At 69.6% G+C, this 14,541-nt stretch carries 11 protein-coding genes; 6 read left to right on the forward strand and 5 right to left on the reverse strand.

Annotation, left to right across the window (positions count from 1 at the left end):
• Nucleotides 1-502: 502 nt before the first annotated feature.
• Nucleotides 503-1,057 (forward strand): hypothetical protein, encoded by a 555-nt coding sequence (locus tag AWX74_RS03150; RefSeq protein WP_242666051.1) that lies wholly within the window; start codon nucleotides 503-505, stop codon nucleotides 1,055-1,057.
• Nucleotides 1,058-1,072: 15 nt separating this feature from the next.
• On the opposite strand, the gene rpsD is transcribed toward AWX74_RS03150, so the two are convergent.
• On the reverse strand, nucleotides 1,073-1,678 hold the full coding sequence (gene rpsD / locus AWX74_RS03155; RefSeq protein WP_091271409.1) for a 30S ribosomal protein S4: 606 nt from the start codon (nucleotides 1,676-1,678) through the stop codon (nucleotides 1,073-1,075).
• Nucleotides 1,679-1,741: 63 nt separating this feature from the next.
• Here rpsD and AWX74_RS03160 point away from each other — a divergent pair, with 63 nt between their 5' ends.
• The gene (locus AWX74_RS03160) at nucleotides 1,742-2,548 is read left to right on the forward strand and encodes a hypothetical protein (RefSeq protein ID WP_242666052.1); all 807 of its coding nucleotides are present in this window, start codon (nucleotides 1,742-1,744) and stop codon (nucleotides 2,546-2,548) included.
• Nucleotides 2,549-2,648: 100 nt separating this feature from the next.
• Here AWX74_RS03160 and AWX74_RS03165 read toward each other — a convergent pair whose 3' ends face one another.
• The 4 genes from AWX74_RS03165 to AWX74_RS03180 all read right to left on the reverse strand — a co-directional run bounded on the left by AWX74_RS03165 (nucleotide 2,649) and on the right by AWX74_RS03180 (nucleotide 9,602).
• Entirely contained in the window at nucleotides 2,649-2,936 is a 288-nt protein-coding gene (locus AWX74_RS03165; protein ID WP_006538790.1) for a hypothetical protein, read from the reverse strand.
• 70 nt (nucleotides 2,937-3,006) lie between these two features.
• Nucleotides 3,007-3,276, reverse strand: a complete 270-nt coding sequence (locus tag AWX74_RS03170; protein ID WP_006538791.1) for a hypothetical protein — start codon at nucleotides 3,274-3,276, stop codon at nucleotides 3,007-3,009.
• 154 nt (nucleotides 3,277-3,430) lie between these two features.
• The gene (locus AWX74_RS03175) at nucleotides 3,431-8,374 is read right to left on the reverse strand and encodes an FtsK/SpoIIIE domain-containing protein (protein ID WP_242666053.1); all 4,944 of its coding nucleotides are present in this window, start codon (nucleotides 8,372-8,374) and stop codon (nucleotides 3,431-3,433) included.
• A 67-nt stretch (nucleotides 8,375-8,441) separates the two neighbouring features.
• Nucleotides 8,442-9,602 carry a GGDEF domain-containing protein gene (locus AWX74_RS03180; RefSeq protein ID WP_091271417.1) on the reverse strand — a complete coding sequence of 387 codons (1,161 nt, stop codon included), beginning with the start codon at nucleotides 9,600-9,602 and terminating at the stop codon, nucleotides 8,442-8,444.
• A 570-nt stretch (nucleotides 9,603-10,172) separates the two neighbouring features.
• Between AWX74_RS03180 and AWX74_RS03185 the strand changes: the two genes are divergently transcribed.
• The 4 genes from AWX74_RS03185 (at nucleotide 10,173) to AWX74_RS03200 (ending at nucleotide 14,411) form a co-directional block, all read left to right on the forward strand.
• Nucleotides 10,173-11,330 carry an alkaline phosphatase PhoX gene (locus AWX74_RS03185; protein ID WP_091272031.1) on the forward strand — a complete coding sequence of 386 codons (1,158 nt, stop codon included), beginning with the start codon at nucleotides 10,173-10,175 and terminating at the stop codon, nucleotides 11,328-11,330.
• Between the two features lie 388 nt (nucleotides 11,331-11,718).
• Nucleotides 11,719-13,263, forward strand: a complete 1,545-nt coding sequence (locus AWX74_RS03190; RefSeq protein ID WP_091271420.1) for a PstS family phosphate ABC transporter substrate-binding protein — start codon at nucleotides 11,719-11,721, stop codon at nucleotides 13,261-13,263.
• 111 nt (nucleotides 13,264-13,374) lie between these two features.
• Nucleotides 13,375-13,746 (forward strand): DUF6191 domain-containing protein, encoded by a 372-nt coding sequence (locus AWX74_RS03195; protein ID WP_131799397.1) that lies wholly within the window; start codon nucleotides 13,375-13,377, stop codon nucleotides 13,744-13,746.
• Nucleotides 13,747-13,949: 203 nt separating this feature from the next.
• Complete coding sequence (locus tag AWX74_RS03200) at nucleotides 13,950-14,411, forward strand: pyridoxamine 5'-phosphate oxidase family protein (protein ID WP_091271425.1); 462 nt, start codon at nucleotides 13,950-13,952, stop codon at nucleotides 14,409-14,411.
• Nucleotides 14,412-14,541 lie beyond the last annotated feature (130 nt).

The following is a 14,541-nucleotide window of genomic DNA, read 5'->3' on the forward strand; positions in this document are numbered from 1 at the left end:
CCGTAGCACGGCCCGCTGGTGGTCGCGAACTGCCTGTCTCCCCCACACTGTAACAGTCCACCACGTCTGGTCTCACTACAGGTCATATTTCACTCTGCTGGGCGCGGCGTTCACACGAATGACACCGGCTTGCTGACTCTGGCGACTCGTCGCTGCGGCGTGCTGGCGCACCGTGTGCAGGCGATACGCGCTCTTGGGACTGAAGGCACTGGATGCACCACTGCGTCAACCGTTGTCCGAATGATCCATATTTGTGGTGATTATGCATGCTTTTGCCAGCTGGATCGTTTGAGTCGCGGGGCTGACGCCGACGTGCTGAAGTTCGAAACCAATACAGATGAGTGTTCCGAGCGTCGGGATCCCGCAAGAGTCGTACGTACCGAGGTACTGACTCGCAGGTCAGGGCAGAGCAGAGGGCAGGACGGCCAGGGTGCAGAGGCATACAACGGGGCGGCGGGGGAAACCTCCCCGCTTCTCCATAGCCGTGCCGGACAGCTGGTTCGTGCTGGATACCCAGGCCGCCCGCAGCACGGCGGCGATCGCCCGGATGGCCACGGAGCGGGCGCGTGGCCATCCACTGCTGGCAGGGCGGGAACCCACCGTCGCCCGGATTCTGCATGACGCCGCGACCCGCGCCGAAAGTGCCGGGGCGGCCTACTGCGCCGTCATGATCGAGGACGTCCGCGGCATCGGCCTGTCCGCCAGTGTCATGGTCTGCGTCCTGCCGACCGACCGGCACATACCCGACCTCCCTCGGCAGGAACGCCCTGCCTCCGACGACGCCGAGGCGGGGGAGCGTCGGCGCTGGCGTCGCGTCGGCGCCGTGGACCTGCCGGCTGTCGGCCTGGCCACCCGGACCGTGCGGCTCGAGCCGCAGCGGTCGACGGACGGCGCGGAGATCTCCCACCTGGTGATGCGGACGACGGTCCCGGTCCCGGGGCATGACCGGATAGCGGTGATCGCCTGCGCCAGTCCGAACACGGCCCTGGCGGTGGCGCTGCACGACCTGTTCGACGCCGTGACCGCGACGTTCACCTTCGTCCACGAGATGCCGTGACCGCGATGCGGTTTGTCAGCGTGCGTAGTACTCGACGACGAGCTGTTCGTCGCAGACCACCGGGATCTCCGGCCGGCTTGGTCGCCGGCTGAGCACGGCCAGCAGCGCGCCGCGGTCGACGTCGAGGTATGCGGGCGGCGGAGCCCCGGTCGGCTGGGTCTCGGCCACGATCCGGAATGGCGCCATGGTGCGGCTGCGGGTGGTGACGGTGATGACATCGCCGGGTTGGACGCGGAAACCGGGACGGTCCACCCGACCTCCGTTCACCTGGATGTGCCGGTGGCTGACGAACTGGCGAGCCTGGTAGATCGTCTTGGCGAAGCCGGCTCGCAGGACGACCGCGTCCAGGCGGGTCTCCAGATCTTCGATGAGCAGGTGGCCGGTGCGTCCCGTCCCACGATCAGCCTCGTCGAACGCCCGCCGGAGCTGCTTCTCGCTGATGTGGTACTGGAAGCGCAGCCGCTGCTTCTCCCGCAGCCGCTCCTTGTAGGGCGACATCGTCTTGCGCCCGCGGCCGTGCGGGCCGGGCGGGTAGGGCCGGTTCTCGAAGTAGCGGGCCGCCTTGTCGGTCAGCGGCATCCCGATGCTGCGGCTGAGCTTGGCGACGGGCTTGTGGCGCACCGCATCCTCCTTTAGGTTAGGTGTCCCTTAAATTAGGCAAACCTAACCATAGTGGATCGACTGGTGGTGGAGCAGGTGGCGGACGGCACGATTGATCGGCCCGGGGCAACGCACGGGACGTGGGGCGAGGGGCCTGCGGACGTCCTCGCGGCGACCAGGTGGGCAGCGCGCGAGCTGATTCGCGTCGCGCCGTACGGCAGCCTTGTCCTGTGGGGTGGGCGCCTGGTGCATGGCCTGCGCTTCGCGGTCATCGCCTCCGCGGGGATGTCCACGCTCGGGCCGGGGGCATACGACCTGGGCCCCGGCGGGGCCGCACCCACGGACGCCATCCCCGCTGATCTCGTCATGGCCGATCCGGCGCCGGTCGGGGCCACTCACGCCGGCCCTGTTCCGGCGGAACCGAACCTGTTCGAGCAGTTCGCGGCCGTCCCGGCGACCCGCCTCGTGATGCTGGCCCCGTTCTCGGTCGGACGTCTGCTGGGCACCGAGGACCAGGCCTGCCGGTTCCAGATCTGCGGGCCGGTGTCAGCGGACGGCTGTGAATGGGTCTCGGTCGCCCTGGCCGGATGGGTCGCGCCGGTGCCAGGCGGGGCCGTTTCGGAGCTCGCGCAGGCGTTCACCGATCGGCACCCGACACCGGACCTGCTCGATCTCGGCAGCGTGTGGATGCTCCTGGAGCTCGATCTCGCCGAGGCCACGGTTCGGACGAGGTCCAGGTGCATCCAGCTGGACACCGCAGACGTCGTGGCCCTGCTGAACGATCACCTGCATCAGCACGAGCACGAGCACGATCTAGCCCATGCCCGTGACCCGGACGGCGATCACACCGCAGGCCGCGAACACGATGCGGGACGAGGCCCGCAGGCCTGACATGAGGCTTCCCGCGGGCGCGGCGGCCTGAGCGCCGGTGCCGTGGGGGCCGGTGGCGGGACGCTGGGCCGTGCCGTCCCGCCACCGCTCGAACAACGGGTCAGCCCGCTGCCTGGATGTCGATCTGGATCTCGGCGAGCCGAACCCGCAGTCGGTCCAGCTGGGTGTGCAGATCGGTCAGGGTTCGTTCGTAGGCGGGCCAGATCGAGGTACGGAACTCCGCTGCTGTGCGGCCGTCCCAGTTCTCCGGTTCCAGGAGGACCCGGGCGGTGGCGCGAAGCCCGTTGAAGTGCGTCAGAAGTGGGCCGTTGATGAGGCCGGCGAGCTCGTCGACCGCAGCCGACGCCTGTGGGGTGGCCCGAACGGTCAGACCTGATCCTGTCGTCATCGCATTCTCCTGAAGCTGAGTCTCTTCCGGGGCAGTGGAAGCCGTGTCGGGGCGGCGTGCCGCCCCGGCGTCAGCTGCCGGCCAGTGCGGTGCGTTGGTTGACCTCGGTCACGGTGCGAGCGAGGTCTGCCAGGTTCGTCTGCAGCGCTGACAGGGTGTTCTGCACCTCGGGCCAGATCTGGGTGCGGAACAGCTGGGCTTTCGGCCCCTCCCAGTTCGCCGGGTCCGCGAGTGCGTTCCCGCGGGCGACGAGACTCGCTGTCGTGCTCTGAAGATCGGTGAGCTGATGGCTCATCTGACCGGCGGCACTCTGGGCCGCAGGAGTGGTAACCGTGCGCATGGGTGGTCCGTCCGTCCGGGGGCAGGGGTCGGAGGCACCGGCGGCGAGATCCAGCCTGTCAGTAGCCGGGAGGTGAACCAGCCGACAGGGGGATGCTACCGTCCGTACCGATGACGTCTAGATATGAGGCATTTTCTTAAGGTGTGGACATCATTTATCCTTCAAGTAGTGAGTTGACTACCTGGATTGGCGTGATTTCGCCGCGCCGGATCAGGAGCCCTCTTCCCGGTGGGCCCGGGCCGCACAGCGCTCGAGGCAGCCGTACGCCGAACAGATCGCCATCCGCGGGGCCGCTCGGGGTGAGCAGCACTCCGCACCGGGAACGACGGGCGTCCACCACGAGGCCGCGGAACTGGTTGACCAGATCCTCGGTGGTACCGGCGGCGACAAGTCGACTCTCGTCGGCAAGGTCGTCACGCAGCAGGGCCGCGAGCTCCTCGCCGAGCGGAGTGCCGGTGACGGATTCGACGTCGTCGACGAGAAAGACCGTCTGGGAACCGGCCGGCGCTGCCTCCCCGCACCGCAGCTGATCGGCGTCGGAGACGTCCACCACGATCTGCGTGGCCGCTTCTCCGGCGAGTTCCCGCAGCGGCGACGGCCGTGGGCTGACGACAACGGTGCGGCAGCCATGTGTGTGTAGCTCACCCGCGATGGTGAGCAGCGCGGTGCTGCGACCGGATCGGGGCGGCCCGGCGATCACGAAGCCTGGACCATCCATGGCGAGATCGATGCTGATGGGCGCCAGCTCGTCACCCCCGACCGCCAGAATGATCGGCAGTCGTTGCCCGTCGACAGCGCGATCGGTCTCGGAGCTGCTCAGGGTCCGCAGGGTCCGTCGACCGACCCGGGCAGGTAGGCCGTCGACCCGAAACGGGCGAGGCTCGACCTGTGTGGCGGGCTCGGCCTGTATGGCCGCTTGCGGCCCTGGCGAACCCGCGTCGGACCGTGTACCGCCGAGTTCTGGCCGCTGGCGCGCCGGCCCTGCGCCGGCGGCTGCCAGCCGGCGCAGCATGCCAGCCTGCGCTGCGCCGGATGGATCGTCGGTCAGCAAGGCCACCTGGACTTCGACCGGACCGTCTGACTCGGCCCAGACACGCTCCGTGGATCCGTTGGACCCGCCGATCAGATACCCCCTTCCGGGCGGAAGGGCTTCGGGAACGCGCAGGCCGGCCAGCCCGGCGAGGCCGTAGTCGGAGCGTTCCGCCATGCGCAGCACCAGGCGCTGATCGATGGTCGACGCCAGCTGCCCGGTGAGTCCGCGCCGGTCAGCGGTGACCACGATTCTCAACCCGACCGCCGGGCCGTCCCGGGCAAGTGCCAGGAGTCGGTCTATGGCCGCCGCGCCGTCCAGGTTCTCGAAGGAGGCGAGAAAGCCTTCGTACCCGTCGAGGAGAAGGAGGAGATAGGGCAGGGCGGAGGATGCTGCCCCGTGGGTGCTCCGAGCCTGCTGTGCCTGCCGCGCTTCGGCCAGGTCGGCGAAGCCACCCTGGGAGAGAAGGATCTGCCGGCGCGCCACCTCCGCTGCCAGCCGAGCCAGCAGACGGTGCACCCGCTCGGTTTCGGCAACGGTGACAACGGCTCCGGTGTGGGGCAGGTCCGCGACCGGCGCCAGACTGTTGTTCCCGCAGTCCAGGCCGTAGATGTGGACATCCGCTGGCGACGCGGCGAGCGAGGCCGATCCGGCGACGGTCCGCAACACCGTCGACCGCCCGGACCGGGGCGCGCCGAGGACCAGCAGGTGAGATCCGCCTTCGAGATCGAGCGCGAGGGTGGGCTGGGCCTGCGCCCGGCACAGGTCGGCGAGCCCGAGTGGCACGCGCAGGCCGCTGTGCTTCGGCGTGCCCACCTCGGGCGTGGCACCCTCCGGCGTGCCATCGTCCGGCGCGCCGATCGGGGGCAGGGCGGCGATGGTCGTGCGGACGGGCAGCGGTGCGAGCCACGGCCGGCGCGGGCTCGGAAGGCGGCAGACCCGGGCTGCCTCCTGCAGAGCGTCGGCCAGCAGGCGCAGGTCCGTCGGCTCGTCCGCCGCAGGCGGGTTCAGTCGCACCTGGCGTGACGAGCGCGCCTCGCTTTCGGCCCGGATGACCGACGCCAGCACCTCTCCGGCGGGCGGCCAGGGCAGCTCGATGACGAGGGGCTCCGCCGAAGCGGAAGCCGAAGCCGAAGGCGAGGCGGGCGGTGCATCGTCGCGTCGGCGTGCGCCTCCGATCCGGGCGGTCTGGAAGACAACCGGAGGATCCTGCCCGACTCGAAGAATCGCGCGGCCCGGCGCCGACACAGGAAGACGCGCCGCGTCCGGAAGCCCCAGAACATCCGTGCTCTCGGTCGGATCAGTGACCCGCAGCGCGATCCGAAGGTTCGTGTTGGCCAGGATCTCCGGCGAGACGACGCCGGCTGGGCGCTGGGTGGCGAGCACCAGGTGCATGCCCAGCGAGCGCCCTCGACCCGCAAGCCCCACCAGGCCGGTGACGAAGTCCGGGAGCTCACGGACGAGCGCGGCGAACTCGTCCACGACGACGACGAGCCGCGGCAACGGATCCGGCTGCATCCCGCCTGGTACATCGGACTCGGTCGACCCGGCGGGCCGGGCTCGCCGGGTACGCACGGCGCGTCGGTACTCGTCGATGTCCTTGCAACCAGCGGCTGCGAACAGCGACTCCCGCCGCCGCAGCTCAGCGCCAAGGGAGTCCAGCGCGCGCTGGACCAGGTGCGGATCGAGATCGGTGACGAGGCCGACGGTGTGCGGCAGCCGGGCGCAGTCACCGAAGGCGCTTCCACCCTTGTAGTCGATCAGGACGAAGGTCATCTCGTCGGGGCGGTTGTGGATGGCCAGCGAGGCGACCAGGGACTGGAGAAGCTCGGACTTCCCCGCCCCCGTGGTCCCGGCGACGAGGGCGTGTGGTCCGTCGCGGCTCAGGTCGAGGTTGACCGCTCCGGTCGGGCCCACGCCAATCGGAAACGTCGCCGCGCCGCCAGCCGTGATCCAGCGTGGGGCGAGCACCCGTGAGCTCGGTGGATCCAGCTCCAGAAGATCCAGCAGCCGGATGTCCGTCGGCAGCCGCGTCCCGCCCGACGCCTGGGGCCCGGGATCACGTAGCGGCGCCAACGCACGGGCCAACCGCTCGCACCATCGCCCAGCCGCGGTGGTGGACTCGGAAGCGGCGGTTGTGGTCGCCGAGAGCCTTGTGGAGATCGATTCTCTGGGATCTCCGCGGGGCCGGTCGGCTGTGGAGGGCGTGTCCGCGCCACCGACGAGATCCGGCTGGATGCGGTCGATGTCCGGGTGGCCCTGCTGCCGCAACCGGACCCCGGCCGGGCCTTCGTCCACGACTGCCACGCACTCGGGCGGGAGGAGCCGTGGGTCGTGTTCGAGGCAGACCACGTGTATGCCGACGCCAGGCCCGGACCGCAGTACCGGGATCAGCGCGGCGCGCAGCGTAGCCGCGCCTTCGACGACAGCCAGGACCGCGGGAGCGCCCCCGGTCCGGCTGCCGGCGCCGCGATCGGCCAGGCGCAGCCGTGCTTCGGTCAGCGCCACCAGCTCATCGACCAGACGCGCCCGGCTCGGCCCGTCGGCGCCGACGAGCACGGAGCCCGGCGGACCGCCGGCTGGGCGGCAGTGCGGCAGCCACCGCGTCCACTCCCAGCTCGGCGCCGCGGCGGGGTCGACGGCAAGGTGGATCGCCAGATCTCGTGGGCTGTGAAGCGCCGCGGCCTGCGAAACGAGCCAGAAGCCGATCTTTCGGGCGAAACCTCTCGCGCCGACGACGCCGAGGACGCCGATGTCGGGCAGTGGGACCGTGACCGGCACGGCCCGCAACATCCACCGGGTTGTCCGGCGGTGGTCCGGCGCGGCCGGGTCTTCCAGCCGGACTCGGCTCGGTACGTCTCCCGTGCCCACACGAAGGTGCAGGAAGTCGGGATCTTCCGGGCGACGCTCCCACAGGCCACGCCGAGGCCCCACCGCACGCAGCATCACCGCAGCGGCGTCGGGGTGGGACGCGCGCCGGACGGCGGACTCGTGCTGCAGCGCGGCTGCGGCATCCCGTTCGATGTCGGCTCTGGAGCGCTGGTACTCGGCGAGCGCGCGACGATGGTCGCGTGTGTCGCGGCGTTTGCCCGCCAGATGGGATCCCAACAGGGACAGCGGTGCCAGCGCCGCGAACAGCAGGAGGTGGGCGGCGTGCAGGACAAGTGCCATGCCACCGGCGGCGACCGCCGGCAGGAGCGCTGCCAGTACCGGGGGCGGCGCGGCCGGCGGTGCCGTGGGCAGTGCGGGCAGGCGGTAGCGGCTGTCGCCGGCCCAACGCACCAGACGTGGCTCCCGGCTGATCTCAAGACCTGATCCGGCATGCTCCGGCCGAAGCAGTGCGTCTGGCGGACTGGGCGTGGTGAGCAGCAGAGATGTGGCTCCGACCTGCAACGCCAGCCCGGCCAGGTCACTCGCGTGCCGTAGCGCGGAGAAGGTGACGGGGCCGGTGCGCTGGCAACCGTCGATCCACACCTCGGACTGAACCCTGGGTGTGACGACGCAGGAACCGTCGACCTCGATCCGCAGGGTCAGCGCCTGTGGCGGTGCTGTCTGTTCGGGAAGAACGATGCCACCGAGGGGATCCGCGCCGACACCGTACTCGCCGGCGGCAAGCTGGTACACGGCTCCCGAGCCCGGGCCGCCGGTGACCCGGAGCTCGACCAGGCCCAGGGCTTCTCTGCGCTGGCCGAGTGGCGTCCCGAGGCCCACCAGCGATCCGTCGCGCAGTGGGGATGCGCCGAGCCGCAGCGCCGCGTCGATCTCGACGCCGTCGATCTGGACGGATGGCGTGGGTACCTGACGGTGCTGCGACGTGCCCGGATGGCGCTCCCGGCCGCCGAGGGGAGACCCGCGTCCGCGGGGAGGGCGCCCGCGGTTGCTGGGAGGGTGCCGCCCGGAGCCCGGGTTGTCGCTGCCACCCGGCCGCGACGCCGCCAACGCGTCGGCGATCGCGCGCATCGGTGTCTCGGGGGCGGCACGGATGAGAACGGTCCGGACGTCGGCCGACTGCGCGGGCGCCTCGCCGTCGGCCGCCCGCGGATGCCCGCTCTCGGGTGGCAGCGCCACGGTGCAGGTGATCCACATGGCCGGCACGATACCGGCGGAGAGCGACTGCTCTCTCTGTGTTACCTATTCAGGAGAGTTGATTCGGTTGAGGATCGTTCGACGGCGCGAAACGCCGGCCTCTCGCCCGCACGACTTCGTCGCCAGCCGCTCTCACCAGCGCTTCCGCGTCGGACGGCGGCGTTCCTGAACCCGCCGTGCCCATGGCCGCGGCCGAACCGAGCGGCCTGGGCGACGCGGCGACGTCATGGCCCGATCGGAGTCGTCCCACGAAGGCCAGCCCAACGCTCACCGTGATCTGGATCTGCTGTCCGTCGACAAGCATGGGCTCGGCGAGGGACGAACCGACCTGGTCCGCCAGAAGGGTTGCCGCTGAGCTGGTCGTCTTCGGCATGACGATGACGAACTCGTCGCCGCCCCAGTGGCCGAGCAGTGCATCGGAACCGAGCACGGCCTGAAACCGCCGCGTCACCTCGCAGAGAGTGCTGTCGCCGACCGCGTAGCCGTACCTCTCGTTGACCAGGCGAAATCGGTCCAGATCCAGGAACAGGACGGCCACCCCGGGGTTCTCGGTACCCGGAGCGACAGGCCGCCCGATCGCCGGCGCTCGTGTCGTCGTCACTCGCGCCGGCATAGCCCGAACGGGGCCCGGCGTCGGAGGCGGGCTCGCACTACTCGCCCGTGCGGGTGGTGTTCGTCGTTCGCTGGGACTGGTCCGGCCGGGCGGCGCGACATAGCCCGGTTCGACCGCCGCGTTCGCTTCCAGGGCATCGTCGATCAGATCACGGAGCGCCAGGCGGTTGGGAAGCCCGGTCACCGGGTCATGCAGGGCACGTTGTCGAAGCGCAACGGCCTGGCCGTGGCGTTCGGTCACGTCGTCGACCACCACGACCAGTCCGTCCCCACGGCTCAGCCCTCTGATCCGGACATCCACCCAACGCTCGCCGCGGGGCGAGGAGACGGGGAGCTCGAGGTGCACCTGCTCGCGGCGTGAGTTGAGCATCCGCCGGGTCAGGAGAGCGAGCTGGCGCAGCGGAGCGGCGTCCTGGCCGGCGGTGTCACAGGCGGCGAGCCAGCTGGTACCGGGGCGGACCGGGACGACCGCCAGCCCCGCGGCGGCGCTGCGCCGCCACGCGTCGTTGAGGCGCACGACCGTTCCGTCCGGCCCGAGGACGGCGATGCGGGACGGCAGGGAGTCGAGGACCACGGCGGCCAGATCGTCGGTGATCACCGAACCTGTGTCCTCCCGGGAGATGGAAGCCGTGGCTGTAGCTGTCTCGGTCCTGCCACCGGCCGTCATGGATCAGTGCGGACGCCCGTTTCGATCTGGTGGTGGTGCTCCGACCGATGCCCGCGATCCTTGACCGCGGGCTGGCGCCCTGCCCGACAAAGGTCTCTCCGGAGTGAGAACGATGCGTTTCGATGGTGTTAACGGTGTTGTTGTCTTGGGTTTTCCGGTATCCAGGTGGCGAAATCTGCCCGACCTGGTTTCCGGTGGGTGGGAGGTCGCTGCGGCGCCCCACCAGGAGCCGCCGAGGGATGCGCCGTCGGGTGCTCCGCACCTCCAGCGCCACGTTCGCGTGGTACCTTCGCGCGCCGCGGGGGCGCGCCTGTCGGCGGCGCGTGGTCGACCCGGAACGTTCATCTGAGCGTCGTGGCGCCGGATCCGGCCGCAAAGTAGGTTTCGTGTTCGTCGAAACACAGCCTGTTCGACCGGATGGAGCACAGGGTGAGCCTTTTCGATCGTCGACCTGCATCTGCAGAACCCCCGACCATGCACCGTGAGACGGAAAAGGCTCGTATCAACCGTCGGACACTTTTCCGTCTTTCCGTGGCGGGGGCGGGGACCGCCGTTTTCGCCGGAGCGGCCTGGGACGCGGCTCTTGCCGCCTCAGCCCAGCCCGGAACAAGCCCGTACGGGCCGCTCGGTGCCGCGGATGTGAACGGAGTGGCATTGCCGAGCGGCTTTACCAGCCGAATCGTGGCGAGGTCCGGACAGGCCGTGTCGGGCACCTCATATCTCTGGCACGGGGCACCGGACGGAGGTGCCTGCTTTCCCCGGGACGGCGGCGGCTGGGTCTACGTTTCCAACTCGGAGCTTCCGGTGATAGGAGGGGCCTCGGCCCTGCGTTTCGACGCGAATGGAACCATTGTTTCGGCCGGGTCCATCCTGTCCTTTTCCAACGCGAACTGCGCAGGTGGCCCGACGCCGTGGGGAACCTGGCTGTCCTGCGAGGAGATCTGGCTCGGGCGGGTATTCGAAACCTTCCCGCAGGGCGGAACGTCAGCGGTAAGCCGTCCGGCGATGGGGCGCTTCAAGCACGAGGCCGCCGCCTGCGACCCCGTTCGGAAGGTGGTCTACCTGACCGAGGACGAGACCGACGGATGCTTCTACCGCTTCCGGCCGACGACCTGGGGTGACCTGTCGTCGGGAACGCTGGAGGTGCTCACCGCCACCACCGGCGCGACCGGACCCGTCGGATGGGCTCGGGTACCCACCCCCGCCGGGCTCCTTCAGGCGACGCGAAACCAGGTCTCGGCCGCGGCGCATTTCAACGGTGGAGAGGGCTGCTGGTACGCGAACGACATCTGCTACTTCACCACGAAGGGTGACAACCGGGTCTGGGCCTACAACGCGTCCGCGCAGTCCCTGTCCATTGTCTACGACGCCGCTCAGGCCGGCGCGAATCCGCCACTGACCGGCGTTGACAACATCACAGGCTCGCGTGCCGGGGATCTCTTCGTGGCCGAGGACGGCGGCAACATGGAGATCAACATCATCACGCCGGACGGAATCGTGGCGCCGCTTCTGCGGGTCGACGGCCACAGTGGTTCGGAGATCACCGGGCCGGCCTTCACACCGGCCGGCGACCGGCTCTACTTCTCCTCACAGCGCGGCACGACGAACTCGTCCACAGCCGGCATCACCTTCGAGGTCACCGGTCCCTTCCGGGTCTGACCGGACGGAGCCCAGCCCGGATCGGCCCAGCCCGGCGTCGTCCGGCGCGTGCGTCGGCTCCACCGGCAGGCCGAGATCGCGAAGGGATGGGCTCCCCACGCGCATTCCCGCCCCGGCAACCTGGCTCCGTCGGGTTGCCGGGAAACCCGCCGGCGCCAAATGATGCGCCTTGTCCCGCCTTGCGTCGCCGCTTCCTCCTGCTTTGCGAAGCGACACCAGAGCCAGGCCGGACGAACAGGTCAGGGGTGGGATTTCGAGCGTTCCGATGAATTCACGGCGAACTTTCGGTGGCCAACTGGGCCGTGATCTTCTCTCCGGTCCCCACGGGTCATACGGTAATCAGACAGGTGCGAGGGGTCATAAGGGGCGTGCGGGGGTGAACTGACGCGTGGAATGGTTGAGTACCGAGAACCTGGTAGCGATACTCACCGCACTGCTCGGTATTGCTGCGTCGTTCGCGGTCGTGTGGTACGAGCGCCGGGTGCCACGCCGGCGGCGCATCGGATACCGCGTGCAGATGGACATGCCCGTCGGCGGTGATGACCGGAGTGGGCAGGGTCAGGCCGATATTCGCCTGGGCCTTTTCAACGATCTTCCCGACATGGCGGATGCCACCCTCGTACTGCTCCGGATCGAGAACGACGGTGCGGAAAGCGTCGCCGACACCGACTACACCAGTCGTGACCTCCACGGCCTCACCGCCGTCTTCGCGGGCCGCGTTGTCCGTGGGGTCGCGGTCACCGTCACCCAGCCCGACGCCGAGCACCTCATGGAGCACTTCACCGCGTCCCGCGGCATGCGTAACAGCGGTAACACCATCTACCTGCCCCGGGTGCCGCTCAACCGTGGCCAGCACTACAAGCTCCTGGTACTTCTCACCGGCGGTCGGGTTGGTTCCGCGGTCCGGGTCAGCGGCGGGATCCGGGACGGCGCGGTGGCGCCCAACCGGAGCACGACGGTCGATGACAAGCCACCCTTGTTCAGCCAGCCGTCCCGCCTGATCACCGTTCTGCTCACGGTCTGCGTGACCGTGTTGGCCAGCATCATCGTGGTGGGTGACGGCACCCCACAGCCGATCGGCTGTGCCGCGGGAAACCTGACCGTCAACGGTTCGACGGCCTTCGCGCCGGTCATGCGGGAGGTGGCCGCGAGGTATGAGGCGGACTGCGCGGGTGGAACGGTCACGGTGGACACGCGCGGCAGTAACGAAGGCCTGACGAAGCTGGCCGCGGCGGGTTCCCCGGCGCAGGGCGCGCCGGAGATGATCACAATCTACGACGGTGCCGGACCGCAGGCGAACGCGGAACTCCTTTCGACCCGGGTCGGTGTCTCCGCGTTCGCCGTCGTGGTGAACAACGACCTGCCGGTGAAGAATCTCACCACGGACCAGGTCCGCAGAATATTCCGCGGGGATTTTCTCAACTGGAGCCAGCTCGACGGGCCTGATCTTCCGATCTCCCTGGTGAGCCGGGACGCCGACTCCGGAACCCGTGACCTGTTCCGGCGCGTTGTACTCGGCGCCGAAGGGGAGCCGGCGTTCACCTCGTACGACTGCGCGCGCCAGATCTACCCGCAGGACGAGGGCAAGGTGATCCGGTGTGAGCGGCGCAGCACCGGGGAGGTGCTCGCCGGGGTCGCGAGTCTGCCAGGAGCCATCGGCTACAGCGAGCTGAGGGCCGCCCTGGCGGTACCGGGCCTGCATACCGTGAGCCTCGACGGGCATTCACCCTCGATCGAGTCCCTCGGCAAAATGAGCTATCCGTTCGCCGCAGTGGAATTCGCCTACACCTATGGGCCGCCGCGCGCGGGTTCCCTAACCGCGAGCTTCCTTACCTATCTCACCCGTGACATCGGTCAAAGCGTGATGCGGGAGCAGGGGCACCTTCCCTGCTACACCCCAGAGGGCTTCCGCCGCTGCGAAGACCGACCCTGAACGGCCGGCGACCCCCCCGCACGCGGTGGCGGTGACGAGTGCAGGCGTCTGGAACATCGGGAACCGGCCGGTCGTCCGGGTCGTCGTCAGGCTGTGGCGCTCGTTTGGTTCATGACCATTCCCGGGCTCGCCTGCGTCCTGGTTCTCCTCAGCGCGGTCGATCGCTTCGCCATGTGGGCAACCACTCGCAGCTGGCTTCCGTGGCAACGGCGCCACGGTGGCCGCGGTGTGTCCACGGTCGCGCTCGACGAGTTGGAAGCCTGCTTCTATGCCGGCAAGCGACACCAGATCGAGCAGCGCCGTACGGAGGAGATCCTCCGCGACGACGACTCCGAGGGCGCCCCGCCCCGAGCGGAGCCCGCTCAGGCGATCGTCCGCCTGCCAGTCGTGGCGGTGTCGCCGGGTTCGTCGGGGAATCCAGGCATCCGGGCGACTCACAGCCTGGCTGTGCCGATGCGGGCAGAATGCCCCGGACGGGATTGACGCAGGCGTCCGCCCGGCCGCGCGTGGCCACGGCTGTTTCGGGCGGTCACGGACTGTCGCGGCACCTCATGGTCGCGGTCGGCACTGGGGGCGGTACGGTTCGTGCGCCAGCGTGAGATCTCGAAAATCTGGTCGGGGTGTGCGGTGGTCGCCGACGGTGTGGTCGGCGGGTCGGTTTCCGCCGGTCAGGTCGAGGAGTTGCCGTGGGCCCGTTGTCGCTGCAGGAGCTGATCGACTCCGAGGAGTTCGCGCTTGATCACGCCGGCCTCGCCGTGCTGCCGTTCGATGCATGCATCCGGCTGTTGGGGACGGTGCCGGTGGGCCGGGTGGCCTTCGTGTCGGACGGCCAGGTCGTCCTGTTGACCGTCAATCACGCGATGGATGGCGACAGTGTGGTCTTCCGGTCGGCCGTCGGCTCCAAGCTGTCGGCGGCGGTGAACCATGACTCGGTCTCCTTCCAGGCCGACTGGTTCGACCCGGAGACCAGGGCGGGATGGAGCGTCCTGGTCACCGGTGTGGCCAGGCCTGTCGTCGAGGGCGCCCAGACCGCGGCACTGGAGCTCCTGGGGCTGGAGCCCTGGGCGGACGTCGTCGAGCGGCCGTTCTGGATCCGGATCGACCCGCGGTCGGTGACCGGCCGGGCGGTCGTGCGCGCGGAAAGCTGACCTTCGGCCCGCCTGGCCGCCCGGCCGCTTGGCCGCCCGCACCTTCGGCTGCACGGTCAGGACCGTCGCGACCCAGGCTGACATCGACGCCGGCTTCATCGCGAACGTGGCCCGCCTTGTCGGCACCACG

The organism is Parafrankia irregularis (genome assembly GCF_001536285.1).
GTDB lineage: Bacteria > Actinomycetota > Actinomycetes > Frankiales > Frankiaceae > Parafrankia > Parafrankia irregularis.

Coding starts and splice junctions, on each gene's coding strand:
- AWX74_RS03195 (WP_131799397.1), top strand. CDS start 13,375: ATGACCATTCCCGGGCTCGCCTGCGTCCTGGTTCTCCTCAGCGCGGTC.
- AWX74_RS03170 (WP_006538791.1), bottom strand. CDS start 3,276: ATGCGCACGGTTACCACTCCTGCGGCCCAGAGTGCCGCCGGTCAGATG.
- AWX74_RS03165 (WP_006538790.1), bottom strand. CDS start 2,936: ATGACGACAGGATCAGGTCTGACCGTTCGGGCCACCCCACAGGCGTCG.